Origin of the sequence: Paraburkholderia sp. JPY419 (genome assembly GCF_050435705.1) — a bacterium.
Lineage (GTDB): Bacteria > Pseudomonadota > Gammaproteobacteria > Burkholderiales > Burkholderiaceae > Paraburkholderia > Paraburkholderia youngii.
This window is the reverse complement of record NZ_JBNDKV010000004.1, coordinates 1,444,165-1,464,276: the sequence shown is the minus strand read 5'-3', so window position 1 is coordinate 1,464,276 and position 20,112 is coordinate 1,444,165. Positions and strand designations below refer to the sequence as shown.

The 20,112-nt window shown below is 63.8% G+C and carries 23 protein-coding genes; 19 read left to right on the top strand and 4 right to left on the bottom strand.

Annotated elements, in window-relative coordinates:
* Nucleotide 1 precedes the first annotated feature (1 nt).
* The 6 genes from QFZ91_RS35250 to QFZ91_RS35225 all read left to right on the top strand — a co-directional run bounded on the left by QFZ91_RS35250 (nt 2) and on the right by QFZ91_RS35225 (nt 5,194).
* Nucleotides 2–901, top strand: a complete 900-nt coding sequence (locus QFZ91_RS35250) for a DUF58 domain-containing protein (RefSeq protein ID WP_429570074.1) — start codon at nt 2–4, stop codon at nt 899–901.
* The gene (locus tag QFZ91_RS35245; RefSeq protein WP_429570073.1) at nt 898–1,824 is read left to right on the top strand and encodes a calcium incorporation protein MxaA; all 927 of its coding nucleotides are present in this window, start codon (nt 898–900) and stop codon (nt 1,822–1,824) included. The genes QFZ91_RS35250 and QFZ91_RS35245 overlap by 4 nt, the downstream gene beginning before the upstream one ends.
* On the top strand, nt 1,821–2,807 hold the full coding sequence (locus QFZ91_RS35240) for a vWA domain-containing protein (protein WP_429570072.1): 987 nt from the start codon (nt 1,821–1,823) through the stop codon (nt 2,805–2,807). Before QFZ91_RS35245 ends, QFZ91_RS35240 begins: the two co-directional genes overlap by 4 nt.
* On the top strand, nt 2,804–3,349 hold the full coding sequence (locus QFZ91_RS35235) for a tetratricopeptide repeat protein (RefSeq protein ID WP_429570071.1): 546 nt from the start codon (nt 2,804–2,806) through the stop codon (nt 3,347–3,349). The genes QFZ91_RS35240 and QFZ91_RS35235 overlap by 4 nt, the downstream gene beginning before the upstream one ends.
* A complete protein-coding gene (locus QFZ91_RS35230; protein ID WP_429570070.1) occupies nt 3,346–4,341 on the top strand; it encodes an MxaL protein in 996 nt (331 codons plus the stop codon). Before QFZ91_RS35235 ends, QFZ91_RS35230 begins: the two co-directional genes overlap by 4 nt.
* Before the next feature lie 322 nt (nt 4,342–4,663).
* A complete protein-coding gene (locus QFZ91_RS35225) occupies nt 4,664–5,194 on the top strand; it encodes a hypothetical protein (protein ID WP_368716037.1) in 531 nt (176 codons plus the stop codon).
* Between the two features lie 32 nt (nt 5,195–5,226).
* Here the strand turns inward: QFZ91_RS35225 and QFZ91_RS35220 are convergent, their stop codons facing one another.
* Nucleotides 5,227–6,201 carry a GlxA family transcriptional regulator gene (locus tag QFZ91_RS35220; RefSeq protein WP_429570069.1) on the bottom strand — a complete coding sequence of 325 codons (975 nt, stop codon included), beginning with the start codon at nt 6,199–6,201 and terminating at the stop codon, nt 5,227–5,229.
* Nucleotides 6,202–6,847: 646 nt separating this feature from the next.
* On the opposite strand from QFZ91_RS35220, the gene QFZ91_RS35215 reads away from it, so the two are divergent.
* From QFZ91_RS35215 to QFZ91_RS35195, 5 genes are all read left to right on the top strand, one after another.
* The gene (locus QFZ91_RS35215; protein ID WP_429570068.1) at nt 6,848–7,303 is read left to right on the top strand and encodes a hypothetical protein; all 456 of its coding nucleotides are present in this window, start codon (nt 6,848–6,850) and stop codon (nt 7,301–7,303) included.
* Nucleotides 7,303–7,878 (top strand): lysozyme, encoded by a 576-nt coding sequence (locus QFZ91_RS35210; RefSeq protein ID WP_429570067.1) that lies wholly within the window; start codon nt 7,303–7,305, stop codon nt 7,876–7,878. Before QFZ91_RS35215 ends, QFZ91_RS35210 begins: the two co-directional genes overlap by 1 nt.
* Entirely contained in the window at nt 7,862–8,305 is a 444-nt protein-coding gene (locus QFZ91_RS35205) for a hypothetical protein (protein ID WP_429570066.1), read from the top strand. The genes QFZ91_RS35210 and QFZ91_RS35205 overlap by 17 nt, the downstream gene beginning before the upstream one ends.
* Nucleotides 8,306–8,476: 171 nt before the next feature.
* Nucleotides 8,477–9,154: a DJ-1/PfpI family protein gene (locus tag QFZ91_RS35200; RefSeq protein ID WP_429570065.1), complete on the top strand. Its 678-nt coding sequence runs from the start codon at nt 8,477–8,479 to the stop codon at nt 9,152–9,154.
* A 108-nt stretch (nt 9,155–9,262) separates the two neighbouring features.
* Complete coding sequence (locus QFZ91_RS35195) at nt 9,263–9,703, top strand: zinc-finger-containing protein (protein ID WP_429570064.1); 441 nt, start codon at nt 9,263–9,265, stop codon at nt 9,701–9,703.
* 19 nt (nt 9,704–9,722) lie between these two features.
* Here the strand turns inward: QFZ91_RS35195 and QFZ91_RS35190 are convergent, their stop codons facing one another.
* Genes QFZ91_RS35190 through QFZ91_RS35180 form a run of 3 tightly spaced genes read right to left on the bottom strand, consistent with a single transcriptional unit; the run spans nt 9,723 to nt 12,422 of the window.
* Complete coding sequence (locus tag QFZ91_RS35190; RefSeq protein ID WP_429570063.1) at nt 9,723–10,460, bottom strand: ABC transporter ATP-binding protein; 738 nt, start codon at nt 10,458–10,460, stop codon at nt 9,723–9,725.
* The gene (locus QFZ91_RS35185) at nt 10,457–11,323 is read right to left on the bottom strand and encodes an ABC transporter permease (RefSeq protein WP_429570062.1); all 867 of its coding nucleotides are present in this window, start codon (nt 11,321–11,323) and stop codon (nt 10,457–10,459) included. The genes QFZ91_RS35190 and QFZ91_RS35185 overlap by 4 nt, the downstream gene beginning before the upstream one ends.
* A 28-nt stretch (nt 11,324–11,351) precedes the next feature.
* The gene (locus QFZ91_RS35180; RefSeq protein WP_429570061.1) at nt 11,352–12,422 is read right to left on the bottom strand and encodes an aliphatic sulfonate ABC transporter substrate-binding protein; all 1,071 of its coding nucleotides are present in this window, start codon (nt 12,420–12,422) and stop codon (nt 11,352–11,354) included.
* A 234-nt stretch (nt 12,423–12,656) separates the two neighbouring features.
* Between QFZ91_RS35180 and tauA the strand changes: the two genes are divergently transcribed.
* The 8 genes from tauA (at nt 12,657) to QFZ91_RS35140 (ending at nt 19,545) form a co-directional block, all read left to right on the top strand.
* Complete coding sequence (gene tauA, locus QFZ91_RS35175) at nt 12,657–13,706, top strand: taurine ABC transporter substrate-binding protein (RefSeq protein ID WP_429570060.1); 1,050 nt, start codon at nt 12,657–12,659, stop codon at nt 13,704–13,706.
* Nucleotides 13,703–14,482 carry a taurine ABC transporter ATP-binding protein gene (locus QFZ91_RS35170; RefSeq protein ID WP_429570059.1) on the top strand — a complete coding sequence of 260 codons (780 nt, stop codon included), beginning with the start codon at nt 13,703–13,705 and terminating at the stop codon, nt 14,480–14,482. The genes tauA and QFZ91_RS35170 overlap by 4 nt, the downstream gene beginning before the upstream one ends.
* Nucleotides 14,482–15,366: an ABC transporter permease subunit gene (locus QFZ91_RS35165; protein ID WP_429570058.1), complete on the top strand. Its 885-nt coding sequence runs from the start codon at nt 14,482–14,484 to the stop codon at nt 15,364–15,366. Before QFZ91_RS35170 ends, QFZ91_RS35165 begins: the two co-directional genes overlap by 1 nt.
* Nucleotides 15,367–15,514: 148 nt before the next feature.
* Nucleotides 15,515–16,333, top strand: coding sequence for an ABC transporter substrate-binding protein (locus QFZ91_RS35160; RefSeq protein WP_176379673.1), 819 nt, complete (start codon nt 15,515–15,517; stop codon nt 16,331–16,333).
* Nucleotides 16,334–16,422: 89 nt separating this feature from the next.
* Entirely contained in the window at nt 16,423–17,151 is a 729-nt protein-coding gene (locus tag QFZ91_RS35155) for an amino acid ABC transporter permease (RefSeq protein WP_429570057.1), read from the top strand.
* On the top strand, nt 17,151–17,894 hold the full coding sequence (locus QFZ91_RS35150) for an amino acid ABC transporter permease (RefSeq protein ID WP_429570056.1): 744 nt from the start codon (nt 17,151–17,153) through the stop codon (nt 17,892–17,894). Before QFZ91_RS35155 ends, QFZ91_RS35150 begins: the two co-directional genes overlap by 1 nt.
* A gap of 27 nt (nt 17,895–17,921) precedes the next feature.
* Nucleotides 17,922–18,941, top strand: coding sequence for a succinylglutamate desuccinylase/aspartoacylase family protein (locus QFZ91_RS35145; protein ID WP_429570055.1), 1,020 nt, complete (start codon nt 17,922–17,924; stop codon nt 18,939–18,941).
* 289 nt (nt 18,942–19,230) lie between these two features.
* Nucleotides 19,231–19,545, top strand: coding sequence for a DUF4148 domain-containing protein (locus tag QFZ91_RS35140; RefSeq protein ID WP_368596934.1), 315 nt, complete (start codon nt 19,231–19,233; stop codon nt 19,543–19,545).
* Nucleotides 19,546–20,112 lie beyond the last annotated feature (567 nt).

Sequence of the window (20,112 nt, the reverse complement as noted above, 5' to 3'; positions counted from 1 at the left end):
GATGAACGGCATCGCTGAATTCCACTATCGTCTGCCGATGCGCGCGGCCGGTGCGCGGCCCGGCTCGCATCCCGGCTCGAGTTTTGGCTCGGGCCAGCAGTTCGCGATGCACGGCCGGCTGTTCGACTATCCGGACCCGCGCCGGCTCGATCTTCGCGCGAGCTTGCGCGCGGCGCGCGACGAGTGGCTCGTGCGCGTGCATTTGCAGCGCGTCGCGGTTTCCGTGTTCGTGATCGTCGACGTGTCGGCGTCGATGCAATTCGGCACCCGTAAAACGAAGCTGCAGGTCGTCGCTGATTTTGTCGAAGCGCTCGGCCATAGCGCGTTCCGAGTCGGCGACCGGCTCGGCATGCTGGCCTTCGATAGCGGCGAACGCGACGATCTGTTCATGCCGGCGCGCACGGGACGGGGCACCGGCTCGCTGCTCGCGAGCATGTTGCGCGAAGGCGTCACTGATATCGCTGATCGTCAGGCGAATGGTCACGCCGAACGTCACGCTGAACGCGGGGCCGCCGAAGGATTGCGGCGTTGCGCGATCCGTATCGCCGGACGCCAGGCGCTCGTGTTCGTGGTATCCGATTTCCACTGGCCGCTCGCGCGACTGTCGCCGGTGCTCGACATGCTGGTGCATGCGTGCGTGGTGCCGATGGTCGTATGGGACGCGGCCGAGACCACGCCGCCGCAGCACGCGTCGCTGCTGGCCGTCAACGATGCGGAGTCGGGCGAAGAGCGTCGCGTGTGGCTCTCGCGCGGCCTGCGCGAGCGCTGGCGCGAAGGCGTCGCGCGCCGTCGCGACGAGCTCGCCGCAGTGTTCGGCGCACGCGGCATCCAGCCGTTCTTTGTCGAAGGCGCGTTCGATCCGGAAGCGATGTCACGCTACTTTCTGGAGCTGACGGTATGAGCGCGCGCGGGGTGCGCGGCGGCTGCGCGCGTCGGGCGGCGCTGCGCGCGCTGATCGCGTCGCTATGCGGCGGCGGCGCCTGCGCGATGGCCAGTGCCGCCGAGGTGGCCGCGCTCGTTCAGGAGCCGCGCGCATTCGGCTATGTGCTCGGCGATGTGCTGACGCAGCGCGTGCTGCTGGAGGCCAACGGTCGCGACCTCGGTACGGTCACGCCGCCTTCGGTCGGACGCACGGGCGTCTGGCTCGAACGCCGGCCCGTGACGCTAGAAACCGATGCGAACGGCCGCAAGTGGATGGTGATCGGCTATCAGGTCGTCAATGCGCCGCAGACGCTCACGCAGATCACGTTGCCCGCGTTGACGCTGACGTCGGCGGCGGGCACGCAGTTGCAGGTCGCCGAATGGCCGGCGAGCATCGGACCGCTGACGCCGCAAACCGCGTTCGCCGCTGGGGACTTGCAGCCGCTGCGGCCCGACCGGCAGGCGCCGATGCTGGGCACGGCCGGCTGGCGCCGGCAGATCGCGTGGGCGCTCGGCCTGTTGCTCGCGACGCTGCTCGTGTGGGCGAGCTGGTGGTGGGCGCGCAATCGGCGCGAGGCGGCGCGGCTGCCGTTCGCGCGGGCGTGGCGGCAGATGCAACGGCTGCCGGAGGCGTCCGCCGCTTCATCGAACGATGCGTGGGTCTGCCTGCATCGCGCGCTGAACGAAACCGCCGGCCAGGTCGTGCACGCGGCTTCGCTATCCGCGTTGCTGGCGCGCGCGCCCTATCTGCAACCGCTGCGCGCGCAGCTCGAACGTTTCTATCTGGCCTCGGCCGAGCGCTTTTTCGGGCCGGCGCCGCATGCCGTCGAGAATGCCGGCGAGCTTTCGCTGCACGCGCTGTGCCGTGCGTTGTATCGAGCGGAGAGGCGCCATCAGCGATGACCATGAGCTTCGATTTCGCCCTTCCGTGGATGCTGGTGCTGCTGCCGCTCGCCGCGCTGCCGCTGCTGCGGCGGCGCAGCGACACGCTGGTGTTTTCGAGCGTCGCATGGCTGCCCGCTGACGACCTCGGGCGCGTGGCGGGCTGGCTCGTCCGCGGCGGCGCGGCGCTGGCGATCGCGGCGATCGTCGTCGGGCTGGCGGGGCCGGGGCGCTCGCAGTTGCAGGTGCTGCGCACCGGCAGCGGCGCACAGATCCTGATTCTGATGGACCGCAGCCAGAGCATGGACGAGCCGATAGGCAGCAAGGGCGTCGAGGCGCCGCGCGGCGACTCCAAGAACCACGTGGCGCGCGCGGCGCTGACGCGCTTCGTCGAGCAGCGGCCGAACGACCGCCTCGCGTTCATGATGTTCGGCACCAACCCGGTGCTGGCGATGTCGTTCACCTACAACCATCGCGTGATCGAGGCCGCGGTCGCGGCCACGGCGATTGGCCGCGGCATGCCGGACACCGAGCTCGATCGCGGCATGCTGGCGGCGATCGCGCAGTTCGACGAGCGCTTGTCGTCGGGCCGCCGCGCGATCGTGCTCGTCTCCGATGGTGGCGCGTTGCTCGACGAAACGATGCGACGGCGCATCGAGGAGGGACTGCGACGCAACCGGATCGCGCTGTACTTCATCTACCTGCGCAGCAGCGTCTTCAGTCCCGATCTGAACGCGACGCAGCCCGCCAGCGGAAGCTCGGCGGAAGCGCAGCTGCATCGCTTCTTTCTGACGCTGAAGACGCCTTACAGGCTGTTTCAGGCCGAAGACCCGAAGGCGATGATGGCGGCGATCGCGGAGATCAACCGGCAGCAGAACGCAACGACGACGTTCGTCGAGCATCTGCCTCGCCAGGATCTGAGTCCGTACTGTTTCGCGCTCGCGCTGTTCTGTGCGGCGCTGCTGGTGCTGTTGCAGCAGTTGCAGGTCAGGAGCTGGGCATGAAGCGCGCGCTGATCCACACGCTGTTCGGCACCGTGGCGATCTGTTGCGCCGCGTGGGCCGGGTATGGCTTCGTTCGTCTGCAGCACGCGGAGCGGGTCAATCAGGCCATCGTCGCGACGAACGCCGCTGCGCGTGACCAGCAAGCCGGCGGCGACGCGCGCGAGGTTCAGCTGGCCCGTGCGATAGCGCTATCGAAAGCGGGCTCCTACGACGCGGCGGCGCGGCTCTATAACGGTCTGCTCGCCGAGGGCAGCCCGCCTGATGAAGTCGGCCGCGCGGCGCTGTTCGATCTCGGCAATCTGTACCTGCGCGAAGGCAGCGGCGACAACGCGCAAACAGTCAGGTCTCTGGCGATGATCGGCGAGGCCAAGGCGCGCTACCGGCTCGCGCTGCGCGCGGCGCCCGACGATTGGGACGTGCGCTACAACCTCGAGCGCGCGCTGTGGCTCGCGCCGGAAACGCCGTCCGCGCTTGCCGGACCCGACGTGAAAGAGCAGCACAACGTCACAGTGCGCGACGCGCGCAGCCAGGACCTGCCATGAGCGGCGTTCGGCGCGAGCGTGGCTTCGCAAAATGGCGTCATGCGTTGACGCCGCTCGCGCTCGTCGCGTTGATCGCGGCGGTCGCGATGCCGGACGTCACGTTGCCGCGCAACACGTTTAGCTACATCGTCACGTTCGACATCACGCAAAGCATGGACGTCGAGGATGTGGTGCTCGGCGGCGCCCCGGTCAGCCGGCTCAAGTTCGCGCAGGCCGCGATGCGCGACGCGCTCGAGCGTTTGCCGTGCGGCTCGAAGGTCGGCTGGAGCGTGTTCACCGGGCAGCGGGTGTTGCTGCTGATGGCGCCGGTCGAAGTCTGCGGCAACTACGACGCGCTGCTGGTGTCGCTCGACGGCATCGACGGGCGCATGCGCTGGACCAACTGGAGCCGCATTGCCGAAGGCGGTGTGTATTCGGCCGTGCGAGTCGCGAAGGATGTCGGCGGCGGCGCGGCCATCGCGTTCGTCACCGATGGGCAGGAGGCGCCGCCGCTGTTGGCGTCACGTCCGCTGATGGAAGGCATCAATGCGGCGCGAATCAGGGGCTGGCTGATCGGCGTCGGCGGCGACCAGCCCGCGGCCATTCCGAAGACCGATGCGAATGGCAACCGGATCGGCGTCTGGCAGGCCGACGACGTGATCCAGGTGCCGCCTACGCCCGGCTCCGGTGTGGCGGCGCAAACGCACGAGGAATTGTCCGAATTGCGCGGTGAGTACCTCGCTTCGGTGGCTCGGCAGACGGGCCTCGACTACCGGCGTCTGCTGAACGTGACGTCGTTCGGCGATGCGCTGCTCGAAGCGCGCTTCGCCCGCCGCGAACCCGTGCCGACCGATCTGCGCTGGTGTCCCGCGCTGCTCGCGTTGCTGCTGCTCGTCGCGCGCTTCATGCCCGACGCCGTTCTCGCATGGCCGCGAGCCTGGCGAAAGCGCTTTCAAACGATCGCTTTGCGCATCGCGCCGGCATTCAATGGCCGACCGACACGCGCCGACTGACTACCACGAGCGCGACCGTTGACGCTGCAACGGTTGAAGATGCAGGTATCCGATCTGACCGCGCAGTTGCCTGGGAAACCTCGCAAGAGTTGCCGGGGATCGTTTGATTCGCGACGCTCGGACCAGAAGCTTTTGCCGGTCTTCGCCACACTCGCGAGAGACCTCACACATTGACCTACCGGTACGCAAATCACTGACTACAATGTCTGAATGCAAGCGACGCTGCGAGGCGCGCGGTTCGAGTGACGCGCCGTGTCATGTGACGTTTCAATTCCTTCATGGAGGCATGCCGATGACGTGCCAAAGCGAGAGGATTGTCGGAGTGGTACTCGTCTTGATGAGCGGCTACGCGTTTGCGGGAGGCCCCTTCGGCGATGTGCCGCAAGCGATGATGGTCGCCAACATCGTCGCGTCGCCCGTCGAAGTCGTGCCGCCCATTCCCGAGCCTCGGCGCTACTTCGAGCAGCAGCGCTATGCGATGGAGTATCAGGGGGATCGGGGCAAGCCGTTCTACGCGCAAATGGAGAATTACTATAGCGTGGACCTTGCGCGCGATACCCAGCTCGGCACCGCGAAGGCCCTGGTGTCGTCCGGACCGGAGTTCGCACCGGTGTCCGAACCGGGCGCAAATGCCGCCGCGCAGAGTGCTTCGAATGCTCTACGTATGGGTCCATCTACCGCACCGCAAATATCCATCGTTCAGATGAACAGTTCAGTGTTGTCGATTGGCCAGTCACCGCAGCGACGCTTGTCCTTGACGGTCGACAACTGGGTGTTCTCCGGCACCGCGCGCGTCGCGGTTCTGCATTCTCACGATACGGGCGCGACGCTGATCGTCAAACGCCGCTACTGAGTGATGTCGAGCGGCTGCGCCGCCCGCGCATGTCACGTCGACGAAAAGCGCTCGCGATACACCTGCGGCGCCACGCGCAGCTGACGCACGAAGCTGCAGCGCATCGTTTCCTCGCTGCCGAATCCGCATCGCGCCGCGATCCGTTTGATCGACCAGGATGTTTCGCTCAGCAAGCGTTGTGCCGCTTCGATGCGTAGCTGCTCGACCGCGCGCGCGGGCGTGCGGCCGGTTTGCGCCTTGTAGTGGCGCATGAAGCTGCGCTCGCTCATATGCAGCCGTTGCGCGAGCGCGGGCACTGACAGGTCGGCTGCGAGGTGCGACGTTATCCATGCGTGCAATTCGCCGAAACGGTCGTCGGCATGTTGCAGCGACAGCGTCGCGCTGAATTGCGACTGACCACCCGGGCGCTTCAGAAACACGACGAGTTCGCGCGCGACGTCGAGCGCCAACGCGCGCCCGTGATCGTCCTCGAGCATCGCTAGCGCGAGGTCGATGCCGGCGGTGACGCCTGCCGAGGTCCAGATATCGCCGTCGCGAATGAAGATCGGATCGGCTTCGACTTGCAGTTGCGGATAGGCCTGCGCGAGTTCGTCGCAACGCGCCCAATGCGTGGCGACGCGCCGGCCGTCGAGCAGGCCCGCCTCGGCGAGCAGGAACGCGCCCGAGCAGACCGACGCGACGCGTCTGCAATGCGGCGCGTGGCGTTGCGTCCAGCGGATCAGGCGTTGATCGGCCGACGCCTCCCGAATGCCCCGGCCGCCGGGAACGATCAGTGTATCGAGCGGCGTCTTCAGCGAGCGCAGTGAGGCGGCAAGCACCGCGAGTCCCGACGACGATGTGACGGTCCCGGCTTCGGCCGCCACGACGCGGGGTGAGTAGAGCTTGCCGAGCCCGCGCTGCGCGACGAGTTCATTGGCCGACGCAAATACCTGCAGCGGACCGCTCACGTCGAGCAGTTGCATGTTTGGGAAGGCGAGCAGCACGATAGAGCGAAGAGCGCTGGACATGTGAGCAAATCGGTGGCAGAAATCAAGGGGACAATGGAAGTCTTGCCAAACACTACGCGCATAGAATCGATCCGTCCAGTTGGAAGAAATGACAGATGACCTAGTTCGATTTCTTCTTCGATAAGGTATCCGGCCTCGTACTTTGACTTATCTAACCAGACGGTATTACCAGCGTTGTACAGGTCGGATAATTTTTGACAACTGGCTTGCCGATGTCGCTGGAAGTCCTGCGTCTGATCGCAATTGACAACGACCCACGGGGCCGGAGTCGCAAGGTCTAGTAACCGCTGCGATCAGGAACTGTTCGCGGTGCTTGCGCTCGACGCAAGGGGCTACGCCAGCGCCAACTGTCACGGGAAGACGCGTCAGCGATTCTCGCTGACGTCACGGAAGGCGTGAACGCGAAACTGGCGGCTATGGATGCTTCATGGACCCAACACTAACCAGTTTCGATCCCTGACGATAAAGGCGGCTCAGTGCCGCCTTTTTTGTCCAGCGCCGGCGGGAATATGCAATAGAAATTGAGATAACCGACTCAATCGTAAATAGTTGTCAAAACGGGCTTATCCCGAATTAAAGCGATTGACCATGGTCCGTTTCGATGATTAATTCGCGAGGTATCGCCTGAAAACTCGTGAGGAGTGTAATGGAGCAACTGAAACAGCAAAGCGGTGGAAAGGATTGGACAGTCGAGGAAGAATGCGACCTTTGCCGTATCACCTATTCGATCTACTCAAAGTTCCCGCCGATGCCGCACGCACAGGCCCTGAACGCCGAAACCGGCGAGTTTTTTCCGTTTGACAGGGTTCGTAAGATGAAATCCGGCTACGCCATGGCCGAAGCGCTGGGTTACGCATGGGCGTGCAATTGTCGCGGGCGCAAGGCAGCACCAGCATTAACGTCGAAGGATCGCACTCACGACCAGCAATACATACTCAAAGACGGTGACGGCCGGGTTATGCGCGACACGTATTATACGGTTCGTCTGCCGTCTGGTTCGCTCGTCCATGGCGTGACAGATGGTTTGGGGCGCACTAAACGCTATAAAACAATCGGCGCTCAATCGATATATATTTATCTTGGTCACAGGGAGGAGGCGTAATGCCGGACGCACTTGGAACGGCGGTAACGAACACGAATCCGAATTCATGCGTGACAGTCCAATCGGGCAGACTCTGCAAACCTTGGCATGTTAGTCAGGAAGGACTGTCCTTTACTGCCGTATGGGAGTCCGGTGTGTTAAATGGCATATACCAGGGGCACCAAGTGACAGAGGGGTTCATCTTAAAAGCCTATTTGGATAACGTTGGAATTCCCACGGTTGGATGCGGCCATCGCATTATTGCTGCTGATCATATTGAGGTTGGACAGGTAATTAGCCTCGAAAGCGCAAGAGAATTTAGGCGGCGCAATGTTGCTGAGGTCGAAAGACGACTGAATTCCGGTATTCATGTTCCCCTGTTTCAATACGAATACGATGCTCTTGTCAGCATTGTATATAACAGCGGGCCAGGTCGCGGTGCGGACGTGATTATTCGAAAGATTAATACAGGTAATTATCGGAATATGCATGATTTTATCCTTACGTATCGAATTGGAGACAACCGCGGCGTGAGAAATCGCCGTGTTACGGAGGCTCGCTTATTTTCGTCGGGGATTTATGATGCGTCGCACTAAAACTCGGTTTTTCTGTTTAATCGCAGGAATGCTATTTCCTATTTTTGTGGCGGCAAAATCAAATTATGATTTTTCGGTGACAATTTCAAATTCTGATTGTCTGCAACATTTGGGAGGCGGCTATGGAGACGTTGAATGCTATTCGGGATTGCAAAAAAAACTGGTGACCGATAGCCAAATCATATATAAAAAACTGCGCGCAACCATACCAAAAGGCAATATTCATGCGAAATTGCTGGACAAATACATGGCAACGCAGAATGCGTCTGTCAAGTATTGTGAATTGCCGCGCAATGCGGGGGCGGAGTGGGAAACCGAGCACGGGGGCTCCATGTTTCCTGCCTTGCAGGCGGAGTGCATTTACAACCTACGCAAGGCACAAAACGAATTCTTAAAGGGCTTGCTTGATATGGCGGAAGGAAAATAACGAATGCACGAGCAGCACGATAGAACGCGGAGCGCTGAACATGCTAAGACGTGGCAGAAATCAAGGGAACAATGGCAGTCTTGCCAAACACTACGCGCCTAGAATCGATCCGTCCAGCTGGAAGAAATGACAGATGGCGCGTTTCGATTTCTCCTTCGACAAGGTATCCCCATGAGCCTCCAAATCGGTTTTGTGGTGTTTCCGAAAGTACAGCAACTCGATCTGACCGGCCCGCATGACGTGCTCGCATCGGTGCCGGGCGCCACGATACATTTGGTCTGGAAGACGCGGGAGCCGGTGGTGTCGAGCAACGGCCTCGTGCTGACGCCGAGCGCGACGTACGAAAGCTGCCCCCCGCTCGACGTGATCTGTGTGCCGGGCGGAAGCGGCGTGACCGCGCTGTTGCAAGACGAGCAGACGATCGACTTCGTTCGTCGGCAGGCCGCGAGCGCGCGCTATGTGACGTCGGTCTGCACCGGCGCGTTGCTGCTGGGTGCGGCCGGTCTGCTGCGCGGGCGGCGCGCGACGACTCACTGGGCGTTTCACTCGTTGCTGGAACCGCTCGGCGCGATTCCGACGCATGCGCGTGTGGTCCGCGACGGCAATCTGATTACCGGCGGCGGCGTGACGGCTGGCATCGATTTCGGGCTGACCGTGGCTGCCGAGCTGGCGGGCGTCGAAGAGGCGCAGGCGATCCAGCTTGAACTCGAATACGCGCCAGCGCCGCCGTTCGACGCGGGCGATCCGGCGCTGGCGCCGCAAGCGGTGGTGGAGCTGGTCCGGCAGAGGTCGGCGGAAGGACTGGCGGCGCGGCGTCGCGTCGTGATGGAGATCGCAGAGAGAAGCTAGGTCTTGCTTGCGGGTGCGGGCCTTCCATTAAACTGTGAGGCTCCACCCGTTTTCCGCCAGTCGGATCGATGCGATGAAGTACCGCGAATTCTCCCGGGGGCACTCCCCATGCGTGTAGGCAAGCCCGTCAAGGCACTGCCGCAGCCGTCATGCGACTACTGCGGCAACCGCGCTTTGCTCGCGCGTTACGGCGACGAGTCCTACCCGTATCGCAGCGATCAAGGCCCGCTGTGGATCTGCACCGGCTGTCAGGCGTGGATCGGCGTGTATTCGCGCAGCAAACACAACCTGCCGCTCGGCCGCCTCGCCGACGCGACGTTGCGCGAGTCGAAGAGCAAGCTGCACGACGCGCTCGAACCGCTCGTCGCCGCGAAGGTGCGCCGCGATGGCGTCAACGCATTCGAAGCCCGCGCGAAAGCGATCCGGTGGGTCGCGACCGAGCTTGGCTTCGATCCGGTTCCTGCGAGCATCCACGCGTTCACACCCGAGCAGTGCGAACAGGCGCTGCATTATGTCGAGGCGTTTGTCGAAGCCCGGCGTGCGAGATAGCGTGATTTTCCGCAGCCCGCTACATCTCCAGCAAAACATCGCGCAGCACATTCAACGACGCATCGCGCGGATTCCTCGGCCGCTGTAACGCAATCGGCAGTTCGCGCGCGATGCGGCTCGGGCTGCCAACGCCCGCCGGGGACAACAGCAGCACGCGATCGGACAGACTCAGTGCTTCGTCGAGATCGTGCGTGACGAGCAGCACCGTTGTGCCGCGCGCGTGTTTCAACGCCAGCAGCAACTGCTGCAGTCGCGCGCGCGTGATCGCATCGACGGCGCTGAACGGTTCGTCGAGCAGCAGCAGTTCCGGCTCGTTGAACAGACCTCGCGCGAGCGCGACGCGCTGCGCCATGCCACCGGATAGTTGCTTCGGCAGCGCGTCGCGCACGCCAGCGAGACCCACCTCGGCGAGCAGCGCATCGACGCGCGGATCGTCTCCCGCATGCGGCCCCGCGGCAAAGGCAATGTTGTCGGCCACGCTGAGCCACGGCAGCAGGCGCGGTTCCTGAAAGATCATACCGACGCGCGGCGACGGCGCGAGCAAGGGCACGCCGTCGATCAGCACGGCACCCGTGGCTGCGCGATCGAGTCCCGCCACCGCGCGCAGCAGTGTGCTTTTACCGCAGCCGCTAGGACCGACCAGACTGACGATCTCGCCGCGCGACAGCGCGAACGATACCTTCTCGAACACATTGCGCTCGCCAAAGCGCCGCGTCAGTCCACGTACTTCGAGCAACGAAGCAGGTGCCCGATTCATCGCGCGGCCTCCGACACCCGGTGCGCATCGCGCCACGACAGCGCGCGTACCTCGATCGCTTTCAGCATGCCGTCGCTCAGTTTGCCGAGCAGCGCGAGCAACAGGATCGCGCCGAACACCAGATCCGGGCGGCCGGTTTCGCGGCCATCGCTGAGCAGATAGCCGAGCCCGCGCGTCGCCGCGATCAGTTCGGCGGCCACCATGAACATCCACGCGAGGCTGAGCCCCGTGCGCAGTCCGGTGAAAATCTGCGGCATCGACGCGGGCAGCAGTATGCGCGTGAACAGCGCGCGCCGGCTCAGCCGGTTCAACTCGCCGAATTCGATCAGCTTGCGGTCGACGCCGCGAATGCCTGTCACCACGCTCAACTGCACCGGGAAAAACGCGCCGATCGCGATCAGCGTGATCTTCGGCGCTTCGTCGATGCCCATCCATAGCAGCAGGATCGGCACCCACGCAAGCGACGGAATCGCGCGCAAGGCCTGAAACGCGGGGTCGAGCAAGGCATCGACGCGCCGGCTGAGGCCCATCGCCGCGCCGATCAGCAGCGCGAGCACGGCGCCGATCGCAAAGCCGCCGTACACGCGGATCACGCTCGCGCCGATGTGGCGCGCGAGCCGCGCCGCGCCGATATCCCATAGCGTCTGCGCAATCCCGCTGGGCGCGGGGACCAGATGCATCGGCAGGATCGACGCGCGCACCAGCAGCTCGATGACAGCCAGGAACACGACCGGCAGCGCGAGACCGGCATAGCGCCACAGTCGTAGCGGGTCGATCGCGCGCGGCGGATGCGCGAGTTCGCTACACGACGGACAGGACGAATCCCTCCGTGCGAGTGTGAAAAAGTTCTTCGCGGTGCTCATCGGCAGGCTCGGGTCTGGTGCGTGTGCTTCATTTGGAGCCGTTGCTCGCCGTCGCGATCGCCGGCTGCGCGAGTTTAGCGTCGACCAGTGCATCGATGATCGCGTTCAGATCGGTGCCGCCCTTCACGAGTTGCTCGTCGACCAGGATCGGCGCGGCGGCTTTGAGCGCGGCAATCTGCCGGGCGCCAGGCTGAGGCTGGCTGAAGTCGTTGCGGCTCAACTGCAGTTTGGCGACCGGCAGCGAAACTTTGGATTCCTCCGCGACGATCCTGGCGGTGTCATCAGGGTGTGCGGCGATCCAGACCCGGGCTTTTTCATAGACCTTCAGCACGCGCGCGAGCGCGTCCTGATGGTCGCGGATGAAGTCTTCGCGCGCATTCAGGAAACCCCAGGTGTTGAAGTCGACGTTGCGATACAGCAGGCGCGCGCCATCGTCGATCTGCGCGGCCGCCATGTGCGGATCGAGCCCGGCCCACGCGTCCACCTGGCCATTGGCGAGCGCGGTGCGGCCATCGGGATGCTGCAGGTTGACGATCTCGACATCGTCGCGCGACAGCCCCGCCGTATGCAGTGCGCGCAACGTGAACAGGAACGGATCGGTGCCCTTGGTGGCCGCGATCTTCTTGCCCTTCAGATCGGCGACGGTTTTGATCGGCGAGTCCTTGCGCACGACGAGGGCGGTCCACTCGGGCCGCGAATAGATGTACACCGCGCGAATCGGATTGCCGTTCGCCTTGCCGAGCACGGCGGCGAGGCCCGCCGTCGAGCCGATGTCGATCGCGCCGCTGTTCAGGTATTCGAGCGCGCGGTTGCTGCCGAGGCTCAGCACCCACTTCACTTGTGTGTGGTCGGCGGCGAACTCCTGTTCGAGCCAGCCGTTGCGCTTGATCACGAGGCTTTCCGGCGAATAGTACGCATAGTCGAGTTTCAGCTCGTCGAGCGGCGCGGCGTGGGCGGTGTGGGCTGCGCCGAAGACGCCGAGTGCGAGCGCGGCCGCGGCGGTCTTCAGCCAACCGCGTCGGCTGCGGTTGCGCTCGCCGACGGTCGCGATTGCGTTGCGCGCGGTCGTGAAGAATGAAAATCCCCGGGTCGGTGTCATCGATTGTCCTTATGGTCGCGTGTGGTGGTCGCCCCAATGTAACCAGGACGGTGGCGCGAGCGAACCAACAAATGCTCAGAATCAAAGCAGTTTTGGCGCTATGGCGGATAGTCGCGACGCAAAAGCAATGCTGCGTTCCAGTGATTAGCTATGCATGATTCGTTGGAACCGCGCCGGTCGAAAGTGCCTATAGTCGGAAGCTTCTTCGTATCCAGACCAACCCGAAGGCTTCCGATGAATCACTCCCTCCGTCAGCTGCGGCGTGCGTTGCGCGCCGCTGTCTTCGTCGCGGCGTCGGCCGGCATTGCCGCGTTTTCGCCGTTCGCTTCATCCGCGCACGCGCAAAGCCGAGAAGTCGTGATCGGCTATCAGGACATGGTCGTGCCGTGGCGTTACGCGCAAGCCACCGGCGCCGTCGAAAAAGCGACCGGCTACAAGGTCACGTATCGCAAGCTCGGCAGCGGCGCGGATGTGGTGCGCGCACTGGCGTCAGGCTCGATCCAGCTGGGTGAGGCGGGATCGAGCCCGATCGCGGCGGGCCTGTCGCAAGGCGTCGACCTGTCGCTGTTCTGGATTCTCGACAACATCAACGACGCGGAAGCGCTGGTCGCGCGCGACGGTTCGGGCGTGACGAAGATCGCTGACCTGAAGGGCAAGACGATCGGCGTGCCGTATGTGTCGACGTCGCATTTTCATGCGCTGGTCGCGTTGCAACAGGCGGGTGTCGATCCGTCATCGGTGAAGATCCTGAACCTGCGTCCGCCAGAGGTCGCCGCCGCCTGGCAGCGCGGCAATATCGATGCGACCTACATCTGGGACCCCGTGCTCGCGAAGGTCAAGCAGAACGGCAAAGTGCTGATTACGTCAGGCGAAGTCGCGAAGGGAAGCGGCAAGGCAACCTTCGACGGCTTTGTCGCGTCGCGGCAGTTCGAGCGCGACAACGCGGCCTTCATGGCGGGTCTCGTCAAGGTGCTCGCCGATACGGACGCGCTGTACCGCGATCACAAGGCCGACTGGACCGCGGCTTCGCAGCAGGTGCAGGCGGTTGCGCAGGAGTCGGGCGCGGCACCGGCCGACGTGCCCGCGAGCCTCGCGCTGTACGCGTTCCCGAGCGCCGCGGAGCAGGCGTCGCCGACCTGGCTCGGCGGCGGCAAGCAGTCGGGCGCGGCGCAATCGCTCGCGGCCACGGCGGCGTTCCTGAAGACGCAGGGCACGATCCAGAACGTGTTGCCCGACTACTCCGCGGCCGTGAATCCGCGCTTCGCGCAGCAGGCCGCGCGATGAGCATGCTCGACATCCGCGGACTGTGCGTGACCTACGCCGGTGCGAGCGAGCCCGCGCTCGCGGGTGTCGATCTGCGCATCGAGCGCGGCGAGTTCGTGGTCGCGCTCGGGGCGTCGGGTTGCGGCAAGACCACGTTGCTCAACTGCATCGCGGGCTTCGTCGATCCGAGCGAAGGCGAGGTGCGACTCAACGGCACGCCCATCGACGGACCCGGTGCCGAGCGCGGCGTCGTGTTCCAGAAGCATGCGCTGATGCCGTGGCTCGACGTGCTCGACAACGTCGCGCTCGGCTTGCGGTTTCGCGGCATCGCGCGTGCGCAGCGACACGAGATCGCGCGGCGCACGCTGGCGCTCGTCGGGCTCGAACGGCATGCGAACGCGAAGATCCATGCACTGTCGGGCGGCATGCAGCAGCGCGTGGGTATTGCGCGCGCGTTGGCGAGCGATCCGCAGATATTGCTGATGGACGAGCCGATGGGTGCGCTCGATGCGTTGACGCGCGAGACGGTGCAGGAACTCCTGCTCGACGTGTGGACGCGCACGCACAAGACCGTGTTCTTCATCACGCACAGCGTCGAGGAAGCGCTGTTTCTCGCGACGCGTCTGGTACTGATGACACCGGGGCCCGGACGCATCGCCGAAGTCCACGCACTGCCATTCGCGCGCGAATATCTGGCGACTCGCGATGCACGCGCGGTCAAGTCGTCGCCGGCTTTCATCGAGTGGCGCGAGCGCCTGACGCGGCGGCTGCACGATACATTGCGTGAGGCCGCCTGATGAGCGTGATCGATTCGTCGCAACAACACGCGCCGACACGTCCGGACACAGCGCGCAACGCGACCCGGCTACGCAGCGCGGCGCACGGCCGCAGACCTTATCGCGGCATGCCGGGTGAAGGCCCGAGCGCGTGGCTCAGTGTGACCTGCGTCGCGGTGTTTGCGCTGCTGTGGTGGACCGCGACTCATCTGCACTGGATACCACCGCTGTTCCTACCCGCACCGGACGCGGTCTGGCATGCGTTCGTCGATGCATGGCACGGCCGCATTCAGGGCGGCTTGCCGTTGTCCGAGCATCTGCTGTGGAGCGCGATCCGCGTGTTCGGCGCGTTCGCGCTCGCGAGCATCACCGCGATACCGGTCGGCATTCTGATGGGCGTGAGCCGCGTCGCGCGTGGACTGCTCGATCCGCCGCTGGAGTTCTACCGGCCGCTGCCGCCGCTCGCGTATCTGCCGCTCGTCGTGATCTGGTTCGGCATCGACGAGACTGCGAAGATCGTCGTGATCTGGCTCGCGTGTTTCGCGCCGATCGCGATGGCCGCGCGTGCCGGCGTGCGCAGCGCGAGCGTCGAGCAGATCAACGCGGCGTGGTCGCTGGGCGCGAATTTCCGCCAGGTGGTATTGCACGTGGTGTTGCCTGCGGCGTTGCCCGAAATCCTGACCGGCCTGCGCATCGCGATCGGCTTCGGCTGGACCACGCTGGTCGCGGCCGAAATGGTCGCCGCCACTGCCGGGCTCGGTCAGATGGTGCTCAACGCGTCGAGCTTCCTGCGCACCGACGTGGTCGTGATGGGGATCGTGCTGATCGGCCTGATCGCGTGGCTGTTCGATCTCGGCATGCGCGCGCTCGAACGCAGGCTGGTGCCGTGGAAAGGCAAGCAATAGGCACCTCCCGCATATCTGAATCGCCGCTTAGCTCGTGACGTTTAGTTGGTTCGCCATTGCGATGCGCGTTGTTACAGTCTGTGCGTCGTTGTCGTGAGGCAGTCGTGAATCACGTCGTACATAAAACATCCAATACAAAGGCCTAACCATGAAAATCAAATTCGTCGGCGCAGCAGTGATGGGGTTGCTGCTCGCGATTTCCGGCGCAGCGCACGCCGATCGTCTCGACGACATCAGGAAGGCGGGCGTGCTGCGCGTCGCCACCTTCGACAGCAACGCTCCTTTCGGTTTCGTCGATCCGAAGACCAATCAGATCGTCGGGCTCGACGTCGACTATGCGCGTGCGGTCGCGAACAAGCTCGGCGTGAAGCTCGAAATCCAGCCGACCAATCCGGCGAACCGCATCGCGTTCCTGAAGTCGGGCAAGGTCGACCTCGTGTTCGCGAACTTCACGATTACCGACGAGCGCAAGAAGGAAGTCGATTTCAGCACGCCGTACTTCGCCTCGGGTACGCAGTTCATCGCGAAGAAGGGCGTACTGACGTCGCCGCAGCAGGTGAACGGCCTGCGCGTGGGTGCCGACAAGGGCACGACCAACGAACAGCAGGTGCGCGCGCAATTCCCCAACGCGACGATCGTCGCCTACGACGACACGCCGTTCGCGTTCGCCGCGCTGCGCGCGGGCAACGTGCAGGCGATTACGCAGGACGGCCCGAAGCTCGTCGCGCTGCTCGCGAACGTGCCCGATAAGGCGAACTATGAGATCCCGCCGTTCACGATCTCGAACGACTATGAAGGTGTCGGCGTGCCGAAGGGCGAGACGCGTCTGTTGAACGTCGTCGACGATACGCTGAAGGGCCTCGAAGCGGACGGCAGCGCCGCGAAGATCTACGACCACTGGTTCGGACCGCAGAGCCGCGCGCCGTTGCCGCGTCTGTTCAAGATCGGCGATCCGCAGAAGAGCTGATCCGACGGAAGTTTTGGAGCCGGCCTGTCGTGTGAAAACGGCGGCCCGCTTTTCATTGCGCAACGAAAGCGCTTGAGTAGAAGAGCAGAATGAACGGCTGGCTGGAACCGAAGTACCTCGGGTGGATCGCGCATGGCTTTCTGATGACGCTGGTGTTGTCGGCCTGCGCGGGCGCGGCGGCGACGTTCGCCGGTTTCGGGCTCGCGCTCGCGCGTAACGCGCGCAACGGCATGCTCGCGCGCGCGGCCGCGCTATACATACTGGGGTTTCGCAATTCGCCGTTGCTCGTGCAATTGCTGTTCTGGTATTTCGGGGCTGCGACGCTGTTGCCGCAGCCGTGGATGGAATGGCTCAATGCGTCGCACACGGTCTCGCTATTTGGCTGGACGATGGCGTGGCCGTCGTTCGAATTCGTCGCGGGCTGGGTCGGGCTTACGTGCTATACGACCGCGTTTGTCGGCGAGGAATTTCGCGCGGGTATGCGCGGCGTGAAGGACGCGCAGCATCAGGCCGCCGCGGCGCTGGGCCTTACACCGCTCGCGGCGTTCCGTTACGTGATCCTGCCGCAGGCGGTCCGGATCTCGACGCCGCCTCTTGCTGGGCAGTACATGAACCTCGTGAAGAATTCGTCGCTTGCGATGACGATCGGGCTCGCGGAACTGTCGTATGTATCGCGGCAGGTCGATACGGAAACCTTCAAGACGTTTCAGGCATTCGGCGCGGCGACGGTGCTCTATATCGCGATCATCGCGGTTATCGAAGCGGTGTTGCTGGTATGGAAACGCGGCGCTCTGCGGCTCTGGCAAGGAGGGCATTGATGAGCGCGCTCGAATGGCTGCCGTCGCTGCGTTATCTGCTGCTCGGCACGTTCCCTGATGGGCCGCTCGGCGGCGCGGCGCTGACGGTCGTGATGTCGATCGTCTCGGCGTTGCTGTCGGCTTTGGTCGGTCTCGCCGGCGGCATTGCATTGTCGCTGACGCGCGGCGCCGCGCATCTGGCGCTCACTGCCCTGGTCGGCTTCTTTCGCGCGATCCCGGTGCTGATGCTGATCTTCTGGACCTTCTTCCTGATGCCAATGCTGCTGCACATCGACGTGCCCGGCCTCGCCACCGTGGTTTGCGCGCTCGCGCTGATCGGCGGCGCGTATCTGTCGCATTCGGTGCAGGCAGGCATCGCCGCGGTCGGCGCGGGGCAGGCGCAAGCGGCCGCGTCGCTCGGCATGACGCGCTGGCAGGCGCTGCGGTACGTGCAACTGCCGCAGGCGATACGGATCATGATGCCGTCGTTCGTCAATCAGTGGGTCACGCTGATCAAGGACACGTCGCTCGCTTATATCGTCGGCGTGCCCGAGTTTACGTTTCTCGCCAATCAGGTCAATAATCGGCTGATGGTGTATCCGGTGCAGATCTTTCTGTTCGTCGGCGTCGTTTATCTGCTGCTGTGTTCGACGCTGCAGTACGGTGCGACGTGGCTGCTGAAGCGCCGCTTTCGTTCGGGCCATGCGGCGGCGAACGGCGAAACAAATGGCAGTTTCCGTTTGGCGTCTAGCTGCAACGGCTAGAAGGCCGTTACTTGCGCGAGCGAAGCAATGAGTTCAACCGTTACGCCGAGCAATCCGATTCGCAGTGAAATCGATCTGGATGCTCAGGGCAAGCATGCGGGCTATCTGCGGCTGCCGCATTCCGTGCATCGGTCCGCGTATGGCTGGCTGCCGATTCCGATCGCTTCGATACGCAATGGCACGGGTCCGGTCGTGCTGATCATGGCCGGCAATCATGGCGACGAGTACGAAGGACAGATCCTCGTGTCGACGCTGATCCGCGAAATCGACGCGGCCCAGATTGCCGGTCAACTGATCCTGTTGCCGCAAGCGAATGCGCCAGCGGCAGAGGCCGCCCTTCGCACGTCACCGCTCGACGACGGCAATCTCAACCGCACGTTTCCGGGCGATCCGCAAGGTTCTCCGACGCAGGTGATCGCGCATTACATCGAGCATGTTCTGCTCGCGCGCGCGGACTATCTGATCGATCTTCATTCCGGCGGCAGCTCGCTGCTTTACCGCGGCAACAACATGCTCGCGATCGATCCGCGCGACGACGCAGAGAATGAGCGGCTGCAACGCGCATTACGCGCTTTCGGGTTGCCGAACGCGTTTTTGCATGCGGAGAACCCGGTGCATGCCGCGACTGCCGCGCGCCGGCAAGGGGCGCTGTCGATCACGGCTGAGCTGGGCGGTGGCGGGACAGTCGATGCCGCGCTGCTTCGCGAAGCGCGCCACGGCCTGCTGCACTTTCTCGGCGCGATCGGCGCATTGAGCGGTCCGCTCGTGCCCGATGCGCCGCCTGCCGACACGCGCTTCCTGCGCGTCGCGGGCGCGCGTCACTATGTGTACGCATACGACAACGGTCTGTTCGAGCCGCTGGTTGAACTCGGCGAGCGGGTGGTCGCAGGGCAGCCGGCGGCGCGCATTCATTTCCCGGACACGCCGCTCAAAGAGCCGGTGACCTGTCATTTCGCGAGCGATGGCGAAGTCGTATGCAGGCGGGTGCCCGCGCTTGTCAGGCGAGGGGATTGCCTATTTCATCTCGCTGAAGAAGTGGTCCGCTGAAGCGGGTGGGGGCGCATTTGGATCGCTCGACGCTATCTCGACCGACGTCCGCGAGACGCCGGCACCTGCCAGGGCGGCACGCGCTTGGCGTTCGTGCGATAGCCAGTTGCCCTCACTAAGGCCGCTTCGCGTCGCCGGTAGGGCATTCGCGCGAAGATGCCAGCATTCTGCTGCCAATTGGAACAATGCCTTCGAATACTAGGGGTTAACCCTCGGACGAAAGGCTCCTAGACTTTCGCTGTCGGTGCAGACACGTTGTCGCACCACTAACAAAAGTCGATGGAGCATCATGAAGTCCCTCATCCAAGCCGTTGCAGTTGCCGTTGCAGTCGTAGTGCCGGTTGCCTCGTTCGCCCAGTCGAATGGCCCGATTACCCGCGCCCAGGTGCGCGCGGAGCTTGTTCAGCTTCAGAAGGCGGGTTATCGCGGTGGTGATGGCGATCAAGCGCACTATCCAGACGCGATCCAAGCCGCGGAAGCGAAGGTCGCCGCGCAGCAAGTTGCAACAAACGGTGGTTACGGCGGTGCCGCAAGTGGTTCGTCGGACGAAGGTCGCCCGGCGGTTTCGAAGGCTGACTGGAACGCGATGTACAACCACCCGTAACTTGACGGTGTTGAGCGCCTGGGCGGACGTGCGCATGTGCGCGATTCCGGATTTCGCACGGCCCTTCCGCTCTGCGTTGTCGGAGTCGGGTTTAACGTCTGTATTCCGCGATCATTGGCGCTCACACACGCTAAAGAAACGGCGGCAATGGGTCCTTGCATTGACTGCCTCGCGTGATACCACTGCGATAGCTTCATGATCGCCGCACAAGACAGCGCCGCCACGATCAGTTCAATCGTCTGCCTCCAGACCTTCGCAAGTGCTCCCCAAAGCTTCACGATTTTCCCGCGACGAACCTTTATCCGCCCAGGAGAGTTGACGACCATCACCCTCGCCCCGGGCTTTTCGGAGTTGTCTGAAGCCTGCACCCGGCACATACACCTAGCATTGAACTGTCGCCACCCGGTATGTCGTTCCCGCTGAGGTGGCGGTTCTATTGGCTAATTTATCTGTGATGCAAATGTTTTGCGCGCCCCTGTGGCGCGTTTTTTTTGCCCCGGCGAAAGCAGCGGCCAATCCGGAATCGACCTGTAGCGCGCCAGCGGCACGCGCTTACGGTCAGGGTTC

Bases quoted from the DNA above. Each gene is read 5' to 3' on its own strand.
- QFZ91_RS35250 (WP_429570074.1), top strand. From the start codon at position 2: ATGAACGGCATCGCTGAATTCCACTATCGTCTGCCGATGCGCGCGGCC.
- QFZ91_RS35245 (WP_429570073.1), top strand. From the start codon at position 898: ATGAGCGCGCGCGGGGTGCGCGGCGGCTGCGCGCGTCGGGCGGCGCTG.
- QFZ91_RS35240 (WP_429570072.1), top strand. From the start codon at position 1,821: ATGACCATGAGCTTCGATTTCGCCCTTCCGTGGATGCTGGTGCTGCTG.
- QFZ91_RS35235 (WP_429570071.1), top strand. From the start codon at position 2,804: ATGAAGCGCGCGCTGATCCACACGCTGTTCGGCACCGTGGCGATCTGT.
- QFZ91_RS35230 (WP_429570070.1), top strand. From the start codon at position 3,346: ATGAGCGGCGTTCGGCGCGAGCGTGGCTTCGCAAAATGGCGTCATGCG.
- QFZ91_RS35220 (WP_429570069.1), bottom strand. From the start codon at position 6,201: ATGTCCAGCGCTCTTCGCTCTATCGTGCTGCTCGCCTTCCCAAACATG.
- QFZ91_RS35215 (WP_429570068.1), top strand. From the start codon at position 6,848: ATGGAGCAACTGAAACAGCAAAGCGGTGGAAAGGATTGGACAGTCGAG.
- QFZ91_RS35210 (WP_429570067.1), top strand. From the start codon at position 7,303: ATGCCGGACGCACTTGGAACGGCGGTAACGAACACGAATCCGAATTCA.
- QFZ91_RS35205 (WP_429570066.1), top strand. From the start codon at position 7,862: ATGATGCGTCGCACTAAAACTCGGTTTTTCTGTTTAATCGCAGGAATG.
- QFZ91_RS35200 (WP_429570065.1), top strand. From the start codon at position 8,477: ATGAGCCTCCAAATCGGTTTTGTGGTGTTTCCGAAAGTACAGCAACTC.
- QFZ91_RS35195 (WP_429570064.1), top strand. From the start codon at position 9,263: ATGCGTGTAGGCAAGCCCGTCAAGGCACTGCCGCAGCCGTCATGCGAC.
- QFZ91_RS35190 (WP_429570063.1), bottom strand. From the start codon at position 10,460: ATGAATCGGGCACCTGCTTCGTTGCTCGAAGTACGTGGACTGACGCGG.
- QFZ91_RS35185 (WP_429570062.1), bottom strand. From the start codon at position 11,323: ATGAGCACCGCGAAGAACTTTTTCACACTCGCACGGAGGGATTCGTCC.
- QFZ91_RS35180 (WP_429570061.1), bottom strand. From the start codon at position 12,422: ATGACACCGACCCGGGGATTTTCATTCTTCACGACCGCGCGCAACGCA.
- tauA (WP_429570060.1), top strand. From the start codon at position 12,657: ATGAATCACTCCCTCCGTCAGCTGCGGCGTGCGTTGCGCGCCGCTGTC.
- QFZ91_RS35170 (WP_429570059.1), top strand. From the start codon at position 13,703: ATGAGCATGCTCGACATCCGCGGACTGTGCGTGACCTACGCCGGTGCG.
- QFZ91_RS35165 (WP_429570058.1), top strand. From the start codon at position 14,482: ATGAGCGTGATCGATTCGTCGCAACAACACGCGCCGACACGTCCGGAC.
- QFZ91_RS35160 (WP_176379673.1), top strand. From the start codon at position 15,515: ATGAAAATCAAATTCGTCGGCGCAGCAGTGATGGGGTTGCTGCTCGCG.
- QFZ91_RS35155 (WP_429570057.1), top strand. From the start codon at position 16,423: ATGAACGGCTGGCTGGAACCGAAGTACCTCGGGTGGATCGCGCATGGC.
- QFZ91_RS35150 (WP_429570056.1), top strand. From the start codon at position 17,151: ATGAGCGCGCTCGAATGGCTGCCGTCGCTGCGTTATCTGCTGCTCGGC.
- QFZ91_RS35145 (WP_429570055.1), top strand. From the start codon at position 17,922: ATGAGTTCAACCGTTACGCCGAGCAATCCGATTCGCAGTGAAATCGAT.
- QFZ91_RS35140 (WP_368596934.1), top strand. From the start codon at position 19,231: ATGAAGTCCCTCATCCAAGCCGTTGCAGTTGCCGTTGCAGTCGTAGTG.